The sequence below is a fragment of the Phenylobacterium sp. genome, assembly GCF_041919955.1.
Taxonomy (GTDB): domain Bacteria; phylum Pseudomonadota; class Alphaproteobacteria; order Caulobacterales; family Caulobacteraceae; genus Phenylobacterium.
The window spans coordinates 24,633-44,423 of sequence record NZ_JAYRSU010000002.1 but is presented as its reverse complement, the minus strand read 5'-3'; the positions used below and the strand labels follow the sequence as shown (position 1 = coordinate 44,423).

The window sequence follows — 19,791 nt, the reverse complement described above, 5'->3', positions numbered from 1 at the left end:
GGACCCCCTTGAAGGTCGCAAGAGGCGGCGCAAGACCGGCGCCAGAATCCCGCGCGAGGGCGGTCGGCCGCTCGACGCTCGCCCCGGGCAGGGCGGCAGGGACGACCCATTGCACCGCTTTCGCCCGGCAAAAATCGCCTTGGGCGGACGGTCAACGCGTCATCACCACAAGATCTTATTATGCAAATTCAACAACTTGATGCGCTGGCCCAAAGGTTGCTCTGACGAGGTCGAATGTACGCGGCGCAGAAGCGCTCCCATTGCGAAGCCCCGGCGAAGTCCGGAGTAGACCCTCGGAAGCCATGACAGCGCCACTGTTCAATCTGCCGCTCACCACCCCGGTCGCCGGGGCGCCCGCCGCCAACGGCGGGCAAGGTGCGTTGGGCGGATTCGAAGCGTTGCTGGCCGCGTTCTTCGGCACGCAGGGCGAGACGGCCGCGGACGGCGGCCTCTTCGCGGCGGACGGCGAAAAGACCCTGAGCGACAAACCGGCCGACACGACGCCGGCCGCTCCCGGGGGGACGCCGCCGGACGCCGCTACCCTGGCCGCCATGCTCGTCGTCCCCCAGCAGGTCCAGCAGCCCGTTGCGACCACGGTCGCCGGCGAGGCGCAGGACGCCGCCCTCGCGGGTCAGACCAAGCCGGCCCAGCCCTTCGCGCCGGTCCCGCCGCAGCCCCAGGTTCCGGCGCAAGCCCAGACCCAGGCCCAGACCCAAGCCCCCGCCGAACTTCTGGCTCGGTCGGCCGGCGATGCGGCGGCCGACGCCGTGGAGGGCGCGCTCCCGCAAGCCGTGTCGGAGCCGCAGCTCCAGGCTCAACCGAAGACCGAGCCCCAGCCCCCACGCGATCGCAACCCGGCCGAGGCCGCCAAGCCGCAACCGGCCACGACGCCGTCCGTACCTGCGGCCCCGCAGCCGCAGGTGCAGGCGGCCCAGCCTCAGCCCGAGCCGAACCCGGCTGTCGAGGCTCAGCCGCAAGCCGCCCTGGCCCAGGCCGCCGAAGCCGAGAGCCCGGTCGAGACGCCTTCGGCGCCGGCGCCGCAAAAGCCCTCGCGCCACGCCGAGGCTCGTCGCGCCGCCGCGACGACCGGCGCGGCCCCGGCAGGCCAGCCGCAGACCGAGGGCGTGGCCTCCGCCAATCCGGTGACCGCGGCCGCCAGCGCCGACTCGGCCGTCGAGCCTGCTTCGGCGCTGGAGAGCGACCTCCGCGGGCCGGCTCCGCGTGAGGCCAAGGCCGAGCCGGCGGCCGCCGACTCGCCCGACGCCGCCCCCGCGCCGGCGGCGCCGGCCGCCGCCCATGCCGCCGCGCCACCTGCTCACGCCGCGCCCGTGCGCGTCACCAGCGAGACCATCGCCAACCTCACCGCCCAGATCGGCAAGAAGCTCGAAGGCCGCGCCACGCGGTTCGATGTCGAGCTGACCCCGGCTGGCCTCGGCCATGTCAGCGTCTCCGTCGAGATCGCAGCCAGCGGCAAGTTGACCGCGGCCATGTCCTTCGACAGCCCGCAGGCGGCCGCCGAACTCCGCTCGCGCTCGCACGAGCTGCAGCGCGCGCTCGAACAGGCCGGCTTCGACCTTTCCGGCGGCCTCTCCTTCGACGTGGCCGGCGACCAGGGCCGCCAGGCCCAGCAGCAACAGCAGCAGAACGACGGCGCCGCCTGGCGCGGGCGGGCCTTCCAGGCCGTGCTCGGCACGGCCGGCGAAGCGGCCGAGACCGCCGCGGCCGCCGCCCTTCAATACGCCCGCCGGTCCCCGACCGGCGTCGACATCCGGATCTAGGAGGACGCCATGGCTACGGACGCCGCAGCAGCCGCCGGAACGAACAACGCCGCCGCCAACGCGGCGGCCAACAAATCCGCCACCGGCCGCGAGCGGCTGGCCGACAGCTATGAAACCTTCATGAGCCTGCTGACCGCGCAGATCAAAAACCAGGATCCGCTGTCACCGATGGACTCGACCCAGTTCACCCAGCAGCTGGTCCAGATGACCGGCGTCGAGCAGCAGCTGCTGACCAACGACCTGCTGGAGAAGCTGGTGACCAACACCGGCTCTGGCATCCAGACCTCTGTCAGCCTGCTCGGCAAGGACGTCCGTGCGGTCTCCGACCAGGCCAAGCTCTCCGGCGGCAAAGCCGACTGGAACTTCAAGCTCGACCGCGAGGCGACCGACGTCACTGTCGAGGTGCTCGATTCCAACGGCAAGGTCGTCCAGGTCGCCAAGCTCTCGGGCGAGGATCTGAAGGCCGGCGACCACACCTACAGCTGGAACGGCAAGGACCGGACGGGCGCCCAAATGCCCAACGGCGGTCAGTATTCTCTGCGCGTCACAGCCAAGGACTCGGCCGGCGCCGTCGTTCCCGTCACCAACTTCCTGAAGGGGACCGTGACCGGCGTCGAGCAGGTCGACGGCAAGACCCTGATCACCATCAACGGCGTCCAGGTCGGCTGGGAGAAGGTCACCTCGATCTCCGAGCCGGTGAAGACCGCCGCCAACGACGACACCAACACCCCATCGACCGAGGACCCGGAAACTCCGCCGCCCGAGACGGCCGGCTGATCCCGCGTCCCCTAACAAGTTTTAGCAGAAGGCAGATCCCATGAGCATCAACAGCGCCATGCTCTCCGGCGTTTCGGGGCTGATCAGCAACTCGTCGGCCCTGGCGGCGATCTCCGACAACATCGCCAACGTCAACACCACCGCCTACAAGCGCAACCAGGTGAACTTCGCCAACGTCGTGACCGCCCAGGCGGTGAAGGGCCGCTATTCGGCCGGCGGCGTGCAGGCGGTCACCCGCCAGTTCGTCGGCCAGCAGGGCCTGATCCAGAGCGCCACCTCGCCGACCGACCTGGGCATCTCGGGCGACGGCTTCTTCATCGTCTCCACAAAGGGCGCCCCGCTGACCTCGGCCGACGAACGGGTGTTCACCCGCTCGGGGTCGTTCAGCGTCGACGCCGACGGCTATCTGGTCAACGACGCCAAGCTCTACCTGCAGGGCTGGCCGGCCAAGAGCGACGGAACCTTCGACAGCAACCCGTCCGACCTGAACCTGATGCAGTCGATCAACGTCAAGAACCTGGGCGCGGCCGTGAAGGCGACCAGCAACGTGATCGTCAACGCCAACCTCAACAAGAGCCAAGCCGTCTCGGCCGGCGAGGCGACCTATGCGGCCGGCAAGATGGCCGACTGGGCTGTCAACCAGAGCGCGGCCACCGGCACCCAGCCCGACTTCGTGTTCGAGATGAGCGTCATCGACTCCGTCGGCGCGACCCACAAGTTCGCCGTCGCCTTCCTGAAGGACGACGCGGCCGCCCCGCCGAACCAGTGGCACGCGGAAATCTATGCGGTTCCGGCCACCGACGTCACCGCCGGCGCCAACGGCCTGATCCGCTCTGGCGACGTGCGCTTCACCGCCGACGGCAAGCTCGACATCGCCAACACCACCCTGTTCGGCCCGGCCGGCACCTCGCCGCAGCTGAACCTGCTGGAATCGGGCAACGCGGGCACGCCGCGTTGGGCGAACTCGCTGGGCATTGAGGCTTCGAACATCAAGCTCGATTGGGACAAGGTCACCCAGTACGCCTCGGCCTCGACCCTGAACTCGGCGAACCCGGACGGCGCCAACGTCGGCAACGTGGTGGGCGTCGAAGTCGGCGACGACGGCGTCGTCTCGGCGATCTACGACAACTCCGAGGTCCGCAAGATCGCCAAGATCGGCCTCGCCACCTTCCCCAACCCCGACGGCCTGGCCCCGGTCAGCGGCAATGCTTACCGCCCGACCATCCCGTCCGGCGAGTTCGTGATCAAACAGGCGGGCGTCGGCGGAGCGGGGAAAATCTCTGCCGGCACGCTCGAAGCGTCGACCGTCGACCTCTCCGCAGAGTTCACGGGCCTGATCACCACTCAGAAAGCCTACTCGGCGTCTTCAAAGATCATCACCACCGCCGATCAGATGCTTGAAGAGTTGATCAACATTAAGAGGTAATACCTTGGCGTTAGCACTCTAATCCAAGCACGACTACTTACACTGTACCAAATTTGGACACCGGTAATTCATGAGCAAGGAAATGTTTACTATCGTGATTCACCGGCCGTTATGTCCCACCCGTTACGTTCGCCTCTGAACAGTGATGGTCGGAAAGGCGTAAAGCCATGTTGCAACAACAGCAGACGCGCACGAACAGCCGCGGCGAGGCCTATGTCATCGGGCCGACGGGCGCGCCTCTGACCCTGCGCGACCTGCCGCCGCCGGACACCGGCCGGTGGGTGATCCGCCGCAAGGCCGAGGTCGTGGCCGCCGTCCGCGGCGGTCTGCTGACCCTGGACGAGGCGTGCGAGCGTTACTCCCTGACCAACGAGGAGTTCCTCGCCTGGCAGAAGTCGATCGACCGTCACGGCCTGGCCGGCCTGCGCACCACCCGTCTGCAGCAGTACCGCTGAGCCCCGGCCCCTCCGGGGGCTTTCAGCGAACCGCGACCGCGCCGCGCCCCCGCGCGGTCGCTTTCGTTTTGGGTCACGCGTCGCCCTAGCGCTGGTAGGCCGCGCCCAGCAGGTTCAGGTCCGACAGCTTGCGCACGGTCACGCGGATCTGCTCGCGCTCCCCGGCCCGCCGCTCGACCAGCAGCCGGCAGACCTGCGCATCGTCATGGAAGGCGTAGCCCTTGATGGCGTCGAGGATGGCCTTGGCCAGGTTGTCCAAGTCGATCCAGGGCGGATCGCCCACATACTCCATCACGATCTCGACCGAGAACTCGCCCCAACTGGGCCGCGAGCCGCGCCAGGCCTTGCGGAAGAACTCGTAGACCAGGGGCTTGTAGTACTTGGCCTGGGTGGTCAGGCCGTCGACCACGACCTCGACCACGCCCCCGCCCTCGCGGGCGCGCACCTTGCCGTGGGATGTCCAATCGCCGTCCATGGCTCTCCATAGGCCCTGCGCGCCTTGCAGTCTCGCGCGCGTTCGCTAAACCGGCGCTGCGAACTTACCGGAGCTGAGAGACCATGACCGCGACCCGCACCGAGACCGACACCTTCGGACCTATCGAGGTCGCGACCAATGTCTATTGGGGCGCCCAGTCCCAGCGCTCGCTCGGCAACTTCAAGATCGGCTGGGAAAAGCAGCCCAAGCCGATTATCCGCGCCCTGGGCATCGTCAAGCGCGCCGCCGCCGAGGCCAACATGGAGCTGGGCCGCCTCGACCCGGCGATCGGCGCGGCTATCGTCGCCGCCGCCCAGGAGGTGATCGACGGCAAGCTCGACGACCACTTCCCGCTGGTGGTCTGGCAGACCGGCTCGGGCACCCAGTCGAACATGAACGCCAACGAGGTGATCTCGAACCGCGCCATCGAGATGCTGGGGGGCGAGATGGGCTCCAAGAAGCCCGTCCATCCGAACGACCACGTCAACATGAGCCAGTCGTCGAACGACACCTATCCGACGGCCATGCACATCGCCTGCGCCGAGCAGGTGGCCAAGGAGCTGATGCCGGCGCTGGAACACCTGCACGCGGCCTTGAAGGTCAAGGTCAAGGACTTCGATCACATCATCAAGATCGGCCGCACCCACACCCAGGACGCCACGCCCCTGACCCTCGGCCAGGAATTCTCCGGCTATTCTCAGCAGGTCGCCAACGGCGTGCGCCGGATCAAGGACACGCTCGGCGGTCTCTATGAGCTGGCCCAGGGCGGCACCGCCGTCGGCACCGGCCTCAACGCCCCGGTCGGCTTCGCCGAGCTGGTGGCCCAGAAGATTGCGGACATCACCCGCCTGCCGTTCGTGACCGCGCCGAACAAGTTCGAGGCCCTGGCCGCCCACGACGCGATGGTCTTCAGCCACGGCGCGATCAACACCATGGCGGGCTCGCTGTTCAAGATCGCCAACGACATCCGCTTCCTGGGCTCGGGCCCCCGCTCGGGCCTCGGCGAGCTGTCGCTGCCCGAGAACGAGCCGGGTTCCTCGATCATGCCGGGCAAGGTCAACCCGACCCAGTGCGAGGCCCTGACCATGGTCTGCACCCAGGTGTTCGGCAACAACGCCGCCATGACCTTCGCCGGAGCTTCGGGTCACTTCGAGCTGAACGTCTTCAACCCGGTGATGGCTTACAACTTCCTGCAGTCCTGCCGCCTGCTGGCCGACGCCTCGATCTCCTTCACCGACAACTGCGTGGTCGGCATCGAGGCCCGCGAGGACAACATCAAGGCCGCCCTCGAGCGTTCGCTGATGCTGGTCACCGCCCTGGCGCCGAAGATCGGCTACGACAACGCCGCCAAGATCGCCAAGACCGCCCACAAGAACGGCACCACCCTGCGCGAAGAGGCGGTCGGGGGCGGTTACGTCACCGACGCCGAGTTCGACGAGGTCGTCCGCCCGGAAAAGATGATCAGCCCGGGCTGATCGCCATCGCCATCGACGGAAAAGGCCGCCCGGCGAGGCGGCCTTTTTTTGAAATCCGCGGGCGCCTACGCCTTCCGCTGGACCGCGAAGTCGGCGAGGTCTTCCAGGGCGGGGCGCCAGCTGTTGTTGGCGGCGAAGTCGCCGAGCTGCGCCTTGGCGGTTTCGGCGTATTGCGCCGCCAGGTCCAGGGTCGCGGCGCTCGCGCCGGTCGAGGCCACCAGGCCGCGGGCGCGCTCGAAATCCTCGTCGGTCTGCTCCCGGCGACCGACCGTGCGGTCCCAGAACGGCTTTTCGGCCGCGCCGGTCTTGGCAATGGCCAGCAGCAGCGGCAGGGTCGCCTTGCCTTCGCGGAAATCGTCGCCCGCGTTCTTGCCCAGGGTGGCCGCATCGCCGCTGTAGTCGAGGGCGTCGTCGACCAGCTGGAAGGCCAGGCCCAGGTCCTGGCCGAACTTGCGCAAGGCCTCGCATTGGCGCGCGCTCGCGCCGGCGGAAACCGCCCCGGCCTCGGCCGCGGCCGCGAACAGCTCGGCGGTCTTGGCCTTGATGATCTCCAGATAGAGGTCCTGGCTGAGGTTCAGGTCGTGGGCGCGGGTCAATTGCAGCACCTCGCCCTCGGCGATCACCCGGCTGGCGCGGGCCAGGATCTCCAGGGCCTGCATCGAGCCGGCCTCGACCATCAGCTCGAAGGCCCGCGCGAACAGGAAGTCGCCGACCAGCACGCTGGCAGGGGCGCCCCAGATCAGGTGCGCGGCGACCTTGCCGCGGCGCAGCTGAGAGGAATCGACTACGTCGTCGTGCAACAGGGTCGCGGTGTGGATGAACTCGACCGCTGCGGCCAGCTTGATGCACGCATCGTCCTGGGCTCCGGCCACGCGGGCCGCAGCGATGGTCAGCAGCGGGCGCAGCCGCTTGGCCGATCCGCCGATCAGGTGTTCGGCCAGGGCCGGGATCACCGAGACGGGGCTCTGCATCCGGTCGCGGATGAGGGCGTCCACCTTGGCCATGTCGGGCTTCGCAAGCTCCAACAGCCCGTCGATCGAGACGGGTTTTTCGCGGGCGATCGCGGCGCTGGCGGCGTCCAACTTACCTAACACTCCAAGACGGTCGACACCGGGGAAAGGACCGGCGTTTGCGGGCGACAATGGTCACGCGTATGACCAGGGTCAAGGCGGGCTTAGCCGTCCTTCCGCGCAAATGGAACCCGTGCCGAAACAGACCAACGCCTCCATGACGCAGGACCGCGTGCTCGGCGGCCGGGTGGTGCTACGCCAGGGTGTGAACGGTTACCGGGCCGGAATGGATGCCGCCCTGCTGGCCGCGGCCTGCCAGCCGCCGGCCGGCGGACGGGTGCTGGAAGCTGGATGCGGCGTCGGCGGCGCGCTGCTGGCGGCCGCGGTGCGGCGTCAGGACGCAAGCTTCACCGGATTGGAACGCGACGCCGCCGCTGCGGCCTTGGCGCGCGAGAACATCGCCGCCAACGGACTCTCGGACCGCGTCGAGGTGCACGAGGGCGACGTCGCCACGCCCTTCTCCAGGCTCGCGCTCGCGCCGTTCGACTTGGTCATGGCCAATCCGCCGTTCTTCGACGACCCGGGCGCCCTGCGCGCGCCCGCGCCGGAAAAGCGAGGCGCCTGGATGGCCGACGGAGGTCTCGCCGCCTGGACCGCCTTCATGCTCAGGGCCGTACGCGAAGGCGGCGGGGTCCTGATGATCCATCGCGCCGACCGGCTGGCCGACATCCTGGCCCTGCTGGCGCCAAAGGCCGGATCGTTTCAGGTCCGCCCGATCCACCCGCGCGCCGAGGCGCCCGCCAAGCGAGTGCTGGTGCGGGCGATCAAGACCGGCAAGGCGCCGCTGGTCCTGCTGCCGCCCCTGGTCCTGCATCCGACGGAAGGCGCCAAGCACACGGCGCAGGCCGAAGCGATCCTGCGCGGGGAAGCCGACCTGCCTTGGCTCTAGCCTAGCCCTTGAACCACACCACCTGGTGGGACACCGCCAGCAGCTGCCCGTCGTCGGACCAGATTTCGGCGCTCTGGTCGTTGAAGCCGTGTCGGAACGCGCGCGAGTCGCTCACGCCCAGCAGCGGCCGGTTCCCCTGGCGGGCCAGCGCCGCCTCGTCGGCCATGAAGTAGGTGGTCAACGAGACCGTACCGACCGGCGGGATGTCCCCGCGCACCTGCAGGATCTTGACCACGAAGGTGTCGCAGATCGCCGCCAGCGACACGAAGTCCAGCGTCCGCGGCGGCTCGTCCCGGATCCAGTTGCGCGACAGCGCGCCTTGCGGGGCCTCGGCGCCGCCCTCGAAGAAGACGGGCGCGCCGCGTTCGTACCGGAACTCGTAGCGTCCGCGCCATCCTGCCCGCCCGCCGGTGTCGAAGACCGCCAGGTCCTGAGCCGGCGCGACCGGCGGCGGGGCGGCGGGGGCGTGGCTCCAGGTCTCGCGCTCGGCGCCCGTGACCGTGCTGGCGGTGGTCACCACCGCTTCGCCCTGCCGCATCTCGACCTGCCAGTGCTGGGTGGAGCGGCCGTCTCGGACCAAGCGCACGTGCACCTCGAACTCGCCCTCGGCCACCGCCGCGCAGAAGTTCACCGTCTGGGCGATCGGCCGACCGCGCCGCTGCGGGTGATCCAGCACCGCCTTCAGCATGATCGCCGCGGTGGTCCCGCCAAAGGGGCCGGCCATGTTCCAGTAGGCGGCCGAGGTCCTCCCGCGGAACGCCCCCTCCCCGATCGGCTCCAGGCGGACGGCGTCGTCGAGTGGGTGCGAGGCGATGAGCGTGTCGGTCATGGCGTCACCATGACCGACCGCCGCCTTAACGTCGATAACCTAGCGGGTAACCGATCGCCGATATTCGTCAGCAGGCAGGCCGCCCACGCCCCAGTCGACCAGCTCGACCTCGTCGATGACGACGAAGGTCAAGGCGGGATCCTTGTCCAGGACCTCTTGCAGCAGGGTCGTGACGCCGGCGATCAAGGCGGCCTTCTGCTCGCAGCTGACGCCTTCGCGGGTGATCTTGATGTTGACGTAGGGCATCAGGCCGTCGCCTCAGCAAGGTCGAAATGGAAGACCTTGGCGATGATCCGCCAACGCCCGTCCAGCTTCACGAAGGTCAGGAAATCGGTGAAGCGCTTGGCGCCGATCGCGCATTTCACCGTCGCCCGCGCGGTGACCGGGCCGGCGAACTCGATGGAGACGATCTCGTCCATCGGCGGCTCGCCGCGGCTGGCGGGCGAAGGGCGGACCGCCACCATCGGCAGGTAATCTTCCATCGAAAGACGGGTCAGCGTCCCCTCGCTGACGCAGGCATAGATCGCCTGCGGATGAAACACCTCGGCCAGGGCCACGGTGTCGCTGTGGCGCAGCCCGGCGAAATAGCGGCCGACCGCCTGGATCATCTCCTCGAAACGCGGGTCCATGCTCAAGCCGCCTCCGCCGCGAGGGCCGCCTGGACGTGGGGGCGGGCCTCGATGCGGTCGAGCACCCGCTTCAGGTTCGGCCAAGCGTCGAAACCGATGCCCGTCGGCCCGGCCCAGCGGACGACGGCGTAGAGCTGCGCATCGGCGATGGTGAAGGTTTCTCCCACAGCATGGCGCCGGCCGTCGGCGAGGATAGCTTCCAGGTGATCCAGGCGCCGGATCACCGCCTGACGGGCCGCCGCCTTTCCGTCTTCGCTGGACCTTGGATCGAATAGCGGGCTGAAGGCCTTGTGCGCCTCGGCGTTGACGAATGCGACAAAGGACACCGCCCGCGCCCGCTCTCGGGTTCCGGCGGCCGGCAGAAGGCCCGCGGCGGGGCTGTCGTCGGCCAGGTATTGGATGATCGCCGCTCCTTCGGTCAGCACCTCGCCGTCATCCAGCTGAAGCGCCGGCACGTAGCCCATTGGGCATATGGCGCGGAAATCACCGCCGTCCGGCAGGGTCTTGGCCGCCAGGTCGACGCGGACGAGTTCGAAGTCGTATCCGGCCTCGCGCAGGACGATGTGCGGCGAGAGCGAGCAGGCGCCGGGGGTGTAGTAGAGCTTCATGGCGAAAGTCCTCGTTGCTGAGGCGCTCCACCTAGTCGGCAAAGTTACCTTTGGAAACGAAGTGACCACATGCTACCGCATTATCCGGTAACTCGCCGGAAACCGGAGCGCGCATGTCCCTGAAAGTCCGCAAGAGCAAGGCTCCGCCTGCTGTGCCGGGCTGCCCGCTGACCGAATGCATGAGCCTGCTGGGCGGCGCCTGGACCCCGAACGTGATCTGGCATCTCGCCGGAGGCCCCCGCCGCTTCGGGGAACTGCGCCGCGACATGCCGATTTCGGCCAAGGTGCTCAGCGCGCGCTTGCGCGACCTGGAGGACAAGGGCGTCCTGACTCGCGCGGTCAAGCCGACGTCGCCGCCGTCGGTGGAATATGAGCTGACGCCGCTGGGCGAGGAGCTGATGCCCGCAATCCGGGCCATTGTCGAGATCGGCCACCGACTTAAGATGGCCCGCGGCGCGCTCACGCCTGCATGAGCGCCTTCACGAAGGCTTCGCGCCAGGCGTTCACGTCGCTGGAGCGCAGGCCGTCCATCAGGTCGCGCCAGCGCACGGTCCGCTCGGCGCGGGGCATGGCCAGGCCCGCGGCGATCGCCTCGGCGACCTGGGCGCGATCGAACGGATTGACGATCAGCGCCCGTTCCATCTGCTCGCTGGCGCCGGCGAACTGCGACAGCACCAGCACCCCCGGATCGTCGGGGTCCTGTGCGGCGACATATTCCTTGGCGACCAGGTTCATGCCGTCGCGCAGCGGCGTCACCAGACCGATCTTCGCGGCGCGATAGACGCCGGCCAGTTCGTCGCGGCGATAGGCGCGGTTCACATATCGGATCGGCACCCAGTCGACGGTGGCGAAAGCGCCGTTGATGCGGCCGCTGACCGCGTCCAGCCGCGCGCGCAAATCCTGATAGGCGTCGACCTCCTCGCGGCTGGGCGTGGCGATCTGGAGCAGGAACACCCGCTCGCGCAGGTCCTCGTGGTCCTCCAGCACCTGTTCGTAGGCCAGGAACCGCTCCTCCAGCCCCTTGGAGTAGTCGAGCCGGTCGACCCCGACGATCATCTCGCGGCCGTTCAGGCTGGCGACCATCCGCTCGTACTCGGCCCGGGCGACCTCGCCGCGGGCGGCGGCCTCGAAGGTCTCGACATCCAGGCCGATGGGGAAGGCGCCGACCTGCGCGGTGCGGCCGAAGGCGTGAGCGCGGCCGTCCTCGTCGACGCTCCCTTCGGCCTCGGCTTTCACATAGTCGCGGAAGGCGGCGGCCGAATCCTCGGTCTGGAAGCCGATCAGGTCGTAGTCGAACAGCGCCTCCACCAGGGCGCGGTGGTCGGGCAGGGTGATCAGCAGCCGTCGCGCCGGCCAGGGGATATGCAGGAAGAAGCCGATGCGATTCTTGACGCCGCGCGCGCGCAGTTCCTGCGCCAGGGGGATCAGGTGGTAGTCGTGCACCCAGATGACATCGCCTTCGGCCACCAGCGGAGCCAGGGCGTCGGCGAAGCGCGCATTGACCCGCCCATAGCCTTCGCTGAACGAGCGCTCGTAGGCGCTGAGGTCCACGCGGTAGTGAAACAGCGGCCACAGCGTCCGGTTGGCGTAGCCGTTGTAGTATTCCTGGCGGTCCTGCTCTTCGAGATCGACGGTGGCGACCGTCACCCCGCCAGAGCGCTGCATCGAGATCTGGCCGGTGTATTCGTCGATCGTCTGGCCGCTCCAGCCGAACCAGACGCCGCTGTGCTCGCGCAGGGCCGCGGCCAGGGCCATGGCCAGGCCGCCGACGCTGCCTTCGCCGGCGTCGCCGGGCGGCTGCACGCGATTGGACACGACGATCAGGCGCGCCACGTCGCAGCCTCCCAGAATAGGCAGGACGCCTTGCGTATAATTTTCACGAACGCGTGTGAAATTTGAGCTGTTCTAGTCCTCAAATGGAAGATTCCAGGAGAATATTCAGAAATATGGTGGCCGATGTCGCGGCTTCTGCACAACGTCCTCGGCTGTGCGAGGTTCATTATTCGGCCAGCGTGCGATGCTGTTTTCTACCACAACTTAGCCCGTCGTCTGCCGACCTCACGCAACCGTGACGCCTGGCCGCGACGTGCGGTCACATGCTGGACGGGCGCGCAAGTTTCCATATGTTGCGCACGGGCCGCCCCCAGGGGCATGCGGCCCGGCCGATTCCGAACCGCCTGGAGACGATCCACGCATGATGCGCGCGACGGCGAGCGCCGCCCACAAGCTGCATGTCTGGCTGGCTCAGACCTGCCTGACGCTGTGCGCCGCCGTGGTCGCCGCCGGATCGATCCAAGCCGGCGCCGAGGCCGCCGCCCGCGCCGACTTCACCGGCCTGCAGAAGGTGCTGCCGGTGGCGGTCGCCCCGCAGCCGGCCGCGACGCCGGTGAGGGCTCTGGTCTGGAAAGGCGCGGACGTCGACGGCGACGGCGCGCCCGACTTCGTCAACCCGACCGGCCATGCGACGCGCCAGGAGGACTTCTACGGCTTCGGGACCTTCGGCGCCCGCCGCGACGGCGGCGCACGCGAGCACGAGGGCGTCGACTTCGTCGCCCGCCCGGGCCAGGCGGTGGTCACTCCGATCTCGGGCTTCGTGACCAAGATCGGCCTGGCCTACGCTGGCGACGAGCAACTCCAGTTCGTCGAGATCACCAACCCAGCCATCGGCTATGTCGCGCGGGTCTTCTACATCGACCCTACGGTGGTGATCGGCGACGTGGTGCGCATGGGCCAGGCCATCGGCCGCGCCCACAGCCTGCAGGATCGCTATCCGCTCGGCATGACCGACCATGTCCATCTCGAACTCATGGGGCCGGACGGCAAGCGCATGGACAGCCTGGTGGTTCTGAAGCCCCGCTACGGCGGGCAGTACGGGGCGTAGAGAGCGCCGCCCCGCGCAAACGAAAAAGGCCCGGACGTCGCCGTCCGGGCCTTTCCGTATCGCTTGGATGCGACCGATTAGTTGCGGGCGGTGTCCACCAGCTTGTTCTTGGTGATCCACGGCATCATGGCGCGCAGGCGCTGGCCGACGGCCTCGATCTCGTGCTCGGAGGCGCGGCGACGGGTCGCCTTCAGGCTCGGCTGGCCGGCCTCGTTCTCCAGCATGAAGTCGCGGACGAAACGGCCCGACTGGATGTCTTCCAGCACGCGCTTCATCTCGGCCTTGGTCTCGGACGTCACCACCCGCGGGCCGGTGACGTACTCGCCGTACTCGGCGGTGTTCGAGATCGAGTAGTTCATGTTCGAGATGCCGCCTTCGTAGATCAGGTCCACGATCAGCTTCACCTCGTGCAGGCACTCGAAATAGGCCATTTCGGGCGCGTAGCCCGCCTCGACCAGGGTCTCGAAGCCGGCGCGGATCAGCTCCACCAGGCCGCCGCACAGCACGGCCTGTTCGCCGAACAGGTCGGTTTCGCACTCTTCACGGAAGGTGGTCTCGATCACGCCCGAGCGGCCGCCGCCGATGGCCGAGGCGTAGGCCAGGCCGAGGTCGAGGGCGTTGCCGGTGGCGTTATGATGGATGGCGATAAGGCAGGGCACGCCGCCGCCCTTCTGGTACTCGCCCCGCACGGTGTGACCCGGGCCCTTCGGCGCGACCATCAGCACGTCGATGGTGTCCTTGGGCTCGATCAGGTTGAAATGCACGTTCAGGCCGTGAGCGAACAGCAGCGCCGCGCCGTCCTTGATGTTCGGGGCGATCTCGGAGTTGTAGATGCCGCGCTGCAGTTCGTCGGGCGCCAGCACCATGATCACGTCGGCCCAGGCCGCGGCCTCGGCGACCGAGAGCACCTTCAGGCCGTCGGCTTCCACCTTCTTGGCGGTGGCCGAGCCGGCGCGGAGGGCTACGACCACGTCCTTCACGCCCGAGTCCTTAAGGTTCAGGGCGTGAGCGCGACCTTGGCTGCCATAGCCTACGATCGCGATCTTCTTGTCCAGGATGCGGGCGAGGTCTGCGTCGCGGTCATAGTAGACGCGCATGATCATACTCCTGAAGTCGAAGAGAGCCGCGGTTCCGCGCAACGGCGCCGCAGCAAAGGCCGGGCTATGGAGAGGAAAATTGCGCGCAGGTCAAGGGAACCACCGCGGAATGCGGCGATATCGCCGTGGAATCCCCGCCGATTTTCGCCGCTTGCGCCTCTCGTCCGCCCGTCCGACATAGAGCCCCTGGTTCGGAGAGCGTGAAATGGCGGCGACACCGCGCGACGTGGTCGGGTTCTGGCAGTCGGCCGGGCCTGAGAAATGGTTCGCCAAGAACGCCAAGTTCGACGAGGCCATCGCGCTGAAGTTCGAACCCGTCCACCACGCCGCCGCCCGCGGCGAGTACGACGGCTGGGCCGCTTCGGCCGAGGGCGCGCTGGCCCTGCTGATCCTGCTCGACCAGTTCCCGCGCAACCTCTATCGCGGCTCGGCCCACGCCTTCGCCACCGATCCTAAGGCCCTGGCCATCGCCCGCGCCGCCGTGGCCTCGGGCCACGACCGGGCGGTCGAACCGATCCTGCGCCGGTTCTTTTACCTCCCGTTCGAGCATTCCGAGGCGATGACCGACCAGGAGGAGGCGATGCGCCTGTTCGGTCTGCTGAAGGACGAGACCGGCGATGCCGATTCTCTGCGCTGGGCCCAGGTGCACCTCGACATCATCGAACGCTTCGGCCGCTTCCCGCACCGCAACGCCTGCCTCGGGCGCGAGAGCAGCAGCGAGGAATTGGCCTTCCTGGCCGAGGGCGGGTTTTCGGGCTGAGCCCTACCAGCGCTTCTCGACAAGGGGGACGTTCAGGTTTCGCTGCATCTCGGCGACGCCGTTGCGGCTCTCTTCCTCGCGCCGCCTGAAGTCGGTCAGGGTGAGGCAGGTCCGTTTGGTGAACCGCGACCCCGGCAGGGTCTCCACGCGGCAGACGACCTTTTCCCTGCGCATCCCACTCGTCGGCTGATCGCCGGGCGGCGGGGCAGCGGGCGGTTCGCCTGCGATCAGCGCCAGGGCGAGGATGAGGCTGGGCATCGGCGTGCTCCTGAACGTCGTCAGGCCGCACGCTGCCTTGGCCGGGCGCACCTCAGCAAGCCCTCAAAGCGCCAAATTATCAAATGTTTCTCGTGAGTTACGGGGTCTAGTTGCCCTTACTGAAGTTCGTGCTCACGACCTTCTGCATCTCGCCGAAGCCCTTGTTGGCCTCTTCCTCCTGCCGTTCGCGTTCGGCCAGGCTCATGCAGACGCGCTTGCCGAACCGGGTGCCGACCGGCGTTTCCATCCGGCAGACCACCTTGTCCTTGGCGGCCTTGGCCGGCGCCTTGGCCTGGGTGGCTGCGGGCGCCGCGCCGGACGCGGCCTGGGCCGCAGGCTCGGAAGACAGCAGCATCGCGGCGGCGGCCGCGGCGATGGCCTGGATCATGGTCGCATTCCTCCCCGTCGCGCCGTGCGGCGCTGCTCATGAGCTACCCGCGAAGATTGCATCGATAGCGCGCGCCGTCGATGGCTTAGCGCAGCGCGAAGATCGGCAAGGGCGTGCCGGCCTGCGGGTCGAAGGCCTTCCAGTCCACGTCCAGCGCCTGAAGCGCCGTGGCCGCGACCTGGTTCGCGCCCGCGCACTGATCCAGCTTCGTCACGCCCTTCTTCACATCCGGGCCGATGGCCGCAAACCAGGTCTGGTCCGAGGCGGGCCAGATCACGGCGCCATGGCCCTTCCAGTCGTTGGGCCTGGAACCGTCGCCCCGGCCGTGGTCGGTGGTCACGATCAGCGTGGTCTTGCCGGCATAGGCCTTGTCGGCCTGCAGCGTCGTCCAGAGTTCGCGCAGGAAGCCGTCGGCGCGGTGAGCGGCTTCGAGCATATGCCCGTACTGGCCGTCGTGAGCGAAGTCGTCGGTCTCGCCATAGGCGATATAGACCACCTTCGGTCGGTCGCGCCGGATCGCCTCCAGCGCGTAGTTGTGGGTGAAGGCGTCGAACCGCACCGTCGACCAGATGCGGGGGCTCTGATCCTGCAGCCGACCCAGCGCCGCCTCGAAGGCGCCGTGCGGCTTGGGCGTCATGAAGCCTGCGTTGACCGGGACCCTGCTTCGCCCGGTGTTGAGGATCGCGGTGAAGACGCTCCACGACGCGAAGACGGCGACCTTGCCGCGATAGCCGGGCCGCCCGTCCAGCCACTCCAGGAAACTGACGTTCGGATTGGGAACCGGGTCGTTGCTGGCGATCCTCGGATCGGGCCGGCCGGTCAGGATCTCGTTGTAGCCGGGATAGGAGAAGAACTTGTCGTTGGTCACGCGCGCGCACGATCCCAGGTCGCGGTCGCCGATCAGCACGCCCTGGGTCGCCATCACCTCGTGCAGGAACGGCGTCAGGGCCCGCTTGCGGTCGGCGGGGTCGAGGAAGGCCGCCTTGATCCCGGGCCGGTCCTCGACGATGGCCGGATCGACCGCCAGGGCCGGGTCGGCGCCACGGAAGACCTCCTGCCAGCGCATCCCGTCCAGGGTCACCAGAACCAGCCGACGGTCCTCGGCGGCGCGGGCGCTCGGGGCCGCGAGGCTCAGCGCCACCGCCAGGGTCATCAGGATCTTCATGCGCACCCCTCCTCGCGTCCCGCTCTACAACGCCCCCTCGCCCACCGGATAACAAGGCGCCTGGCGCGTCAGCAGCCCCGTCCGCTGCCCAGGCAAGGCGGATTGATCTCGCGCCGGTCCTGGATGTCCTTCACCGCCCGCTGCGCGTCCTCTTCCTGCTGTTTCCAGTCCTCGACCGACATGCAGCGGCGCTTGACCAGGCGCGAGGCGGCCTTCTGCTCGTTACGGCAGATCATCCGCACCTTCCGCTCGCCCGGCTTGAGCTCGGTCTGCTCGCCCGCGGGCGCGGCGGGCGCCGAGGGCGAGGGCGGCGTCTCTCCGGACATGACGAGAAGAGCGACAAGTGCGACGGTGAGCAGCATGATGGAGTCCCCCAAAGATACAGGCGCCATCCCTGCCGGATTTCCGCAGCACCGTCCAGGGTTGAGCTGACGCCGCAGCGCCCGCTTCGGTGGCTCCGCGCCGGGCGGCCGAGAAACGGCCCGCCTACCGTGAAATTGGCGGCCCGGCGCCGAAGGCGACACGGGCCGAAGCGCGGACTTCTGATACTCAGCGGAGCACGCGTCTCGATCGAAGGCCTAGGCAGGCGCGCCCATAGCGTCAGACGGTAGGAACCGTGCCGCCGTCGATGACAAACTCCGCGCCGTGGATCGCCGCGGCGCGGTCCGAAGCCAGGTAGGTGATAAGGTCGGCCACCTCGCGGGGTTCCGCGCCACGTCCAATGGCGATACCCCCCAGACCGTCGAGAACTGCCTGCCGCGCCTCCTCGATCGTGCCGCCATTGGCGGCTTGCAGACGTTTCAGAAAGTCGGCGGTCGCTTCGGTCATTATCCAGCCGGGGGACACGACGTTGACCCGAACGCCCTTCGGCCCAAGCTCTTTCGAGATCGACTTGCTGTAGGTCCTGAGCGCGGCCTTGGCGGCCGCGTAGGCCGTGGTCGCTTCCGGCAGCGGCAGGACCGACTGGATGGAGGTCACATGCACCACGGCGCCGGCGCCGCGCTCGATCATCTGCGGAATCAGAAGCCGATCGAGCCGAACCGTGGCCAGAAGATTCAGGTTCAGCTCGGACAGCCAATGATCGTCCGTCAGGGCTAGGAAGCCGCCGCCCGGCGTCGCCGAGCCGCCGATGACATGAGCCAGGATGTCGACGCCGCCCAGGCGTTCCAGCGCCGCCTTCGCGAGGGCTTCGCCGCCCTCGGCCGTTGTCAGGTCCGCCTGGACGAACTCGACGCCGTCGATGGGCTCCAGGGTTCCACGGGCGGACGTGATCACCCGGGCGCCGCCGGCCAGGAATCGATCGACGGCGGCGCGGCCGAGACCCTTCGTGCCGCCGCTGATGAGCACGCGCTTGCCGGCGAACTCGGTTCCGTCAGCCTTGCCGGTCATGCCGTGATCTCCAGGGCCCTGATGGCGTCGCCCTCGAGGGTGAAGCGGTAGGTGAAGCGGATCGGGCTTCCCGGAAAGTCGCCATGGGCGGGGCCTTCGACGACGATCTGACCGCCGTCGTGTCGCGCGGCGTCCGGCGCAAAGATCGCCTTTACCGGAACAACCGCGTCTTCGAGCAGGCGGCGGATTTCAGCATGGCCGTTGAAGACCGAACCGTTGTCGCGGACGACGGCGTCCGCCGCGAACGGCTGGAGCATGCCGTCGACATCGAGTTGAGCGTTGGCCGCCACATAGGCGGCGATCGGAGATGGAAGTTCGAGCGGCATCTGTCCTGTCCTGCTTGCATTCGGCGCCGGCGGCGGCGGCGGGTGCGCTTGCCAGCCAAGTTAGCCCTGGACAGGTCGCAACATAATCGGGACAAAACGGAACGGCTTGTCACGAAAATCAGGACAATGGCGCAGCATAGCCTGACAGAGCTGGAGGCCGCTCTCATGGTCGCCCGGCGGGGAAAATTCCGTGCTGCGGCGCTTGAGCTCGGGGTCTCGACCACGGCCGTCAGCAACGCGGTCGGAAAGCTGGAGCGCGCGCTCGGTGTGCGACTTTTCAACCGCACGACGCGAAGCGTGTCCCTTACCGAGGCCGGTCAGCGGTTCGTCGACCAGATCGCTCCCGCCGTTCGCGACATTCATGAGGCGATGGAGGCCGCCCGATCCCAGCAGACCACGCCATCCGGCACGCTGCGCATCAACGCCTTTCCAACGGCGGCACGCGAGATCTTTTCCTCGCTCGTCCTGCCGTTCCAGCGCCTGCACCCCCAGGTCCACATCGACATCGTCACGGAAGGGCGCCTGGTCGACATCGTCGCGGGCGGGTTCGATCTTGGCGTGCGCAGCGAGGATCTGGTGCCCGTCGACATGATCGCCCTGCCGTTGGGCGGCCCCCGCCGCAATGTGGTGGTTGGCGCGCCGAGCTATCTGGAGGCGCGCGGGACGCCGAAGATTCCGCAGGACCTCGCCGCGCACACCTGCCTTCGCGTCCGGCTCCCCAATGGCGCGATCTACCGCTGGCCCTTCGAGAAGAATGGGCAGTCGATCCATGTCGACGTAGAAGGTGGGCTTACTCTCGACGAAGCGAGCCTCGCGCGCACCGCGGCGCTGGCGTCGGTTGGTCTCACTCTGGCGATGGAGTCCGACGTGAGGGACGACATAGATGCGGGCCGCCTTGTTCGTGTGCTCGAGGACTGGACGCCGACGCTGCCGCCCTTGAGCCTCTATTATCCGAGCCGGCGCAACCCGACCGCTGCGTTCAAGGCGTTCATCGACTTCGCGCGTCGCCATCATGGACGCGCGGTCGCCGACGTCGATGGGTTGGATGCAAGCCGACCTTCCCTCACACGATAGGCGGCGCCAGGCGGACACGCTGAACGTCGGCGACGCCTCGCG

Annotated in this window: 23 protein-coding genes and 1 pseudogene; 10 read left to right on the top strand and 14 right to left on the bottom strand. The window is 68.2% G+C overall.

Annotation, left to right across the window (positions count from 1 at the left end):
- Positions 1 to 302: 302 nt before the first annotated feature.
- The 4 genes from ACE3T2_RS01960 (at position 303) to ACE3T2_RS01945 (ending at position 4,436) form a co-directional block, all read left to right on the top strand.
- Positions 303 to 1,778, top strand: a complete 1,476-nt coding sequence (locus tag ACE3T2_RS01960) for a flagellar hook-length control protein FliK (protein ID WP_374654144.1) — start codon at positions 303 to 305, stop codon at positions 1,776 to 1,778.
- 9 nt (positions 1,779 to 1,787) lie between these two features.
- Complete coding sequence (locus ACE3T2_RS01955) at positions 1,788 to 2,555, top strand: flagellar hook assembly protein FlgD (protein ID WP_374654142.1); 768 nt, start codon at positions 1,788 to 1,790, stop codon at positions 2,553 to 2,555.
- 40 nt (positions 2,556 to 2,595) lie between these two features.
- Positions 2,596 to 3,981, top strand: coding sequence for a flagellar hook protein FlgE (locus ACE3T2_RS01950; RefSeq protein ID WP_374654140.1), 1,386 nt, complete (start codon positions 2,596 to 2,598; stop codon positions 3,979 to 3,981).
- A gap of 167 nt (positions 3,982 to 4,148) precedes the next feature.
- Positions 4,149 to 4,436, top strand: a complete 288-nt coding sequence (locus tag ACE3T2_RS01945; RefSeq protein ID WP_312161852.1) for a DUF1153 domain-containing protein — start codon at positions 4,149 to 4,151, stop codon at positions 4,434 to 4,436.
- 85 nt (positions 4,437 to 4,521) lie between these two features.
- Here the strand turns inward: ACE3T2_RS01945 and ACE3T2_RS01940 are convergent, their stop codons facing one another.
- Complete coding sequence (locus ACE3T2_RS01940; protein WP_374654138.1) at positions 4,522 to 4,911, bottom strand: RusA family crossover junction endodeoxyribonuclease; 390 nt, start codon at positions 4,909 to 4,911, stop codon at positions 4,522 to 4,524.
- Between the two features lie 83 nt (positions 4,912 to 4,994).
- Here ACE3T2_RS01940 and fumC point away from each other — a divergent pair, with 83 nt between their 5' ends.
- On the top strand, positions 4,995 to 6,386 hold the full coding sequence (fumC, locus tag ACE3T2_RS01935; RefSeq protein WP_374654136.1) for a class II fumarate hydratase: 1,392 nt from the start codon (positions 4,995 to 4,997) through the stop codon (positions 6,384 to 6,386).
- A 65-nt stretch (positions 6,387 to 6,451) separates the two neighbouring features.
- Here fumC and ACE3T2_RS01930 read toward each other — a convergent pair whose 3' ends face one another.
- Positions 6,452 to 7,468 carry a polyprenyl synthetase family protein gene (locus tag ACE3T2_RS01930; protein ID WP_374654134.1) on the bottom strand — a complete coding sequence of 339 codons (1,017 nt, stop codon included), beginning with the start codon at positions 7,466 to 7,468 and terminating at the stop codon, positions 6,452 to 6,454.
- 145 nt (positions 7,469 to 7,613) lie between these two features.
- On the opposite strand from ACE3T2_RS01930, the gene ACE3T2_RS01925 reads away from it, so the two are divergent.
- Positions 7,614 to 8,345 (top strand): tRNA1(Val) (adenine(37)-N6)-methyltransferase, encoded by a 732-nt coding sequence (locus ACE3T2_RS01925; protein ID WP_374654667.1) that lies wholly within the window; start codon positions 7,614 to 7,616, stop codon positions 8,343 to 8,345.
- Position 8,346: 1 nt separating this feature from the next.
- Here the strand turns inward: ACE3T2_RS01925 and ACE3T2_RS01920 are convergent, their stop codons facing one another.
- From ACE3T2_RS01920 to gstA, 4 genes are read right to left on the bottom strand one after another with little or no spacing between them, the layout of a single operon-like run.
- Positions 8,347 to 9,174, bottom strand: coding sequence for an acyl-CoA thioesterase (locus ACE3T2_RS01920; protein ID WP_374654132.1), 828 nt, complete (start codon positions 9,172 to 9,174; stop codon positions 8,347 to 8,349).
- A 39-nt stretch (positions 9,175 to 9,213) separates the two neighbouring features.
- A complete protein-coding gene (locus ACE3T2_RS01915) occupies positions 9,214 to 9,420 on the bottom strand; it encodes a 4-oxalocrotonate tautomerase family protein (protein ID WP_374654130.1) in 207 nt (68 codons plus the stop codon).
- A complete protein-coding gene (locus ACE3T2_RS01910) occupies positions 9,420 to 9,803 on the bottom strand; it encodes a nuclear transport factor 2 family protein (RefSeq protein ID WP_374654128.1) in 384 nt (127 codons plus the stop codon). Before ACE3T2_RS01910 ends, ACE3T2_RS01915 begins: the two co-directional genes overlap by 1 nt.
- Before the next feature lie 2 nt (positions 9,804 to 9,805).
- Positions 9,806 to 10,411 (bottom strand): glutathione transferase GstA, encoded by a 606-nt coding sequence (gene gstA / locus ACE3T2_RS01905; protein ID WP_374654126.1) that lies wholly within the window; start codon positions 10,409 to 10,411, stop codon positions 9,806 to 9,808.
- A 113-nt stretch (positions 10,412 to 10,524) separates the two neighbouring features.
- Here gstA and ACE3T2_RS01900 point away from each other — a divergent pair, with 113 nt between their 5' ends.
- Positions 10,525 to 10,884 carry a winged helix-turn-helix transcriptional regulator gene (locus ACE3T2_RS01900; protein WP_374654124.1) on the top strand — a complete coding sequence of 120 codons (360 nt, stop codon included), beginning with the start codon at positions 10,525 to 10,527 and terminating at the stop codon, positions 10,882 to 10,884.
- Here ACE3T2_RS01900 and otsA read toward each other — a convergent pair.
- Positions 10,871 to 12,244, bottom strand: a complete 1,374-nt coding sequence (gene otsA, locus ACE3T2_RS01895) for an alpha,alpha-trehalose-phosphate synthase (UDP-forming) (RefSeq protein WP_374654122.1) — start codon at positions 12,242 to 12,244, stop codon at positions 10,871 to 10,873. The two genes, ACE3T2_RS01900 and otsA, sit on opposite strands and share 14 nt — an antisense overlap.
- 361 nt (positions 12,245 to 12,605) lie before the next feature.
- On the opposite strand from otsA, the gene ACE3T2_RS01890 reads away from it, so the two are divergent.
- Complete coding sequence (locus ACE3T2_RS01890) at positions 12,606 to 13,292, top strand: M23 family metallopeptidase (protein WP_374654120.1); 687 nt, start codon at positions 12,606 to 12,608, stop codon at positions 13,290 to 13,292.
- A 77-nt stretch (positions 13,293 to 13,369) separates the two neighbouring features.
- On the opposite strand, the gene ilvC is transcribed toward ACE3T2_RS01890, so the two are convergent.
- Positions 13,370 to 14,389, bottom strand: coding sequence for a ketol-acid reductoisomerase (gene ilvC / locus ACE3T2_RS01885; protein ID WP_374654118.1), 1,020 nt, complete (start codon positions 14,387 to 14,389; stop codon positions 13,370 to 13,372).
- A 202-nt stretch (positions 14,390 to 14,591) separates the two neighbouring features.
- Between ilvC and ACE3T2_RS01880 the strand changes: the two are divergent.
- Positions 14,592 to 15,149: pseudogene (locus tag ACE3T2_RS01880) on the top strand (DUF924 family protein); the annotation flags it as partial.
- A gap of 3 nt (positions 15,150 to 15,152) precedes the next feature.
- Here ACE3T2_RS01880 and ACE3T2_RS01875 read toward each other — a convergent pair.
- The 6 genes from ACE3T2_RS01875 to ACE3T2_RS01850 all read right to left on the bottom strand — a co-directional run bounded on the left by ACE3T2_RS01875 (position 15,153) and on the right by ACE3T2_RS01850 (position 18,675).
- On the bottom strand, positions 15,153 to 15,407 hold the full coding sequence (locus ACE3T2_RS01875; RefSeq protein ID WP_374654116.1) for a hypothetical protein: 255 nt from the start codon (positions 15,405 to 15,407) through the stop codon (positions 15,153 to 15,155).
- Between the two features lie 106 nt (positions 15,408 to 15,513).
- Positions 15,514 to 15,795, bottom strand: coding sequence for a hypothetical protein (locus ACE3T2_RS01870; protein WP_374654114.1), 282 nt, complete (start codon positions 15,793 to 15,795; stop codon positions 15,514 to 15,516).
- Between the two features lie 85 nt (positions 15,796 to 15,880).
- Positions 15,881 to 16,960 carry an alkaline phosphatase family protein gene (locus ACE3T2_RS01865; RefSeq protein WP_374654112.1) on the bottom strand — a complete coding sequence of 360 codons (1,080 nt, stop codon included), beginning with the start codon at positions 16,958 to 16,960 and terminating at the stop codon, positions 15,881 to 15,883.
- 68 nt (positions 16,961 to 17,028) lie between these two features.
- Positions 17,029 to 17,322, bottom strand: a complete 294-nt coding sequence (locus tag ACE3T2_RS01860) for a hypothetical protein (protein WP_374654110.1) — start codon at positions 17,320 to 17,322, stop codon at positions 17,029 to 17,031.
- Positions 17,323 to 17,560: 238 nt separating this feature from the next.
- Positions 17,561 to 18,349, bottom strand: coding sequence for an SDR family oxidoreductase (locus ACE3T2_RS01855; protein ID WP_374654108.1), 789 nt, complete (start codon positions 18,347 to 18,349; stop codon positions 17,561 to 17,563).
- Complete coding sequence (locus ACE3T2_RS01850; protein ID WP_374654106.1) at positions 18,346 to 18,675, bottom strand: nuclear transport factor 2 family protein; 330 nt, start codon at positions 18,673 to 18,675, stop codon at positions 18,346 to 18,348. The genes ACE3T2_RS01855 and ACE3T2_RS01850 overlap by 4 nt, the downstream gene beginning before the upstream one ends.
- A 126-nt stretch (positions 18,676 to 18,801) precedes the next feature.
- Here ACE3T2_RS01850 and ACE3T2_RS01845 point away from each other — a divergent pair, with 126 nt between their 5' ends.
- Positions 18,802 to 19,749, top strand: a complete 948-nt coding sequence (locus tag ACE3T2_RS01845; protein ID WP_374654105.1) for a LysR family transcriptional regulator — start codon at positions 18,802 to 18,804, stop codon at positions 19,747 to 19,749.
- Positions 19,750 to 19,791: the final 42 nt, after the last annotated feature.

What these genes read in the sequence shown, in the direction of transcription:
- ACE3T2_RS01960 (WP_374654144.1), top strand. Translation starts at nt 303, where the DNA reads ATGACAGCGCCACTGTTCAATCTGCCGCTCACCACCCCGGTCGCCGGG.
- ACE3T2_RS01955 (WP_374654142.1), top strand. Translation starts at nt 1,788, where the DNA reads ATGGCTACGGACGCCGCAGCAGCCGCCGGAACGAACAACGCCGCCGCC.
- ACE3T2_RS01950 (WP_374654140.1), top strand. Translation starts at nt 2,596, where the DNA reads ATGAGCATCAACAGCGCCATGCTCTCCGGCGTTTCGGGGCTGATCAGC.
- ACE3T2_RS01945 (WP_312161852.1), top strand. Translation starts at nt 4,149, where the DNA reads ATGTTGCAACAACAGCAGACGCGCACGAACAGCCGCGGCGAGGCCTAT.
- ACE3T2_RS01940 (WP_374654138.1), bottom strand. Translation starts at nt 4,911, where the DNA reads ATGGACGGCGATTGGACATCCCACGGCAAGGTGCGCGCCCGCGAGGGC.
- fumC (WP_374654136.1), top strand. Translation starts at nt 4,995, where the DNA reads ATGACCGCGACCCGCACCGAGACCGACACCTTCGGACCTATCGAGGTC.
- ACE3T2_RS01925 (WP_374654667.1), top strand. Translation starts at nt 7,614, where the DNA reads ATGACGCAGGACCGCGTGCTCGGCGGCCGGGTGGTGCTACGCCAGGGT.
- ACE3T2_RS01920 (WP_374654132.1), bottom strand. Translation starts at nt 9,174, where the DNA reads ATGACCGACACGCTCATCGCCTCGCACCCACTCGACGACGCCGTCCGC.
- ACE3T2_RS01915 (WP_374654130.1), bottom strand. Translation starts at nt 9,420, where the DNA reads ATGCCCTACGTCAACATCAAGATCACCCGCGAAGGCGTCAGCTGCGAG.
- ACE3T2_RS01910 (WP_374654128.1), bottom strand. Translation starts at nt 9,803, where the DNA reads ATGGACCCGCGTTTCGAGGAGATGATCCAGGCGGTCGGCCGCTATTTC.
- gstA (WP_374654126.1), bottom strand. Translation starts at nt 10,411, where the DNA reads ATGAAGCTCTACTACACCCCCGGCGCCTGCTCGCTCTCGCCGCACATC.
- ACE3T2_RS01900 (WP_374654124.1), top strand. Translation starts at nt 10,525, where the DNA reads ATGTCCCTGAAAGTCCGCAAGAGCAAGGCTCCGCCTGCTGTGCCGGGC.
- ACE3T2_RS01890 (WP_374654120.1), top strand. Translation starts at nt 12,606, where the DNA reads ATGATGCGCGCGACGGCGAGCGCCGCCCACAAGCTGCATGTCTGGCTG.
- ilvC (WP_374654118.1), bottom strand. Translation starts at nt 14,389, where the DNA reads ATGCGCGTCTACTATGACCGCGACGCAGACCTCGCCCGCATCCTGGAC.
- ACE3T2_RS01875 (WP_374654116.1), bottom strand. Translation starts at nt 15,407, where the DNA reads ATGCCCAGCCTCATCCTCGCCCTGGCGCTGATCGCAGGCGAACCGCCC.
- ACE3T2_RS01870 (WP_374654114.1), bottom strand. Translation starts at nt 15,795, where the DNA reads ATGATCCAGGCCATCGCCGCGGCCGCCGCCGCGATGCTGCTGTCTTCC.
- ACE3T2_RS01865 (WP_374654112.1), bottom strand. Translation starts at nt 16,960, where the DNA reads ATGAAGATCCTGATGACCCTGGCGGTGGCGCTGAGCCTCGCGGCCCCG.
- ACE3T2_RS01860 (WP_374654110.1), bottom strand. Translation starts at nt 17,322, where the DNA reads ATGCTGCTCACCGTCGCACTTGTCGCTCTTCTCGTCATGTCCGGAGAG.
- ACE3T2_RS01855 (WP_374654108.1), bottom strand. Translation starts at nt 18,349, where the DNA reads ATGACCGGCAAGGCTGACGGAACCGAGTTCGCCGGCAAGCGCGTGCTC.
- ACE3T2_RS01850 (WP_374654106.1), bottom strand. Translation starts at nt 18,675, where the DNA reads ATGCCGCTCGAACTTCCATCTCCGATCGCCGCCTATGTGGCGGCCAAC.
- ACE3T2_RS01845 (WP_374654105.1), top strand. Translation starts at nt 18,802, where the DNA reads ATGGCGCAGCATAGCCTGACAGAGCTGGAGGCCGCTCTCATGGTCGCC.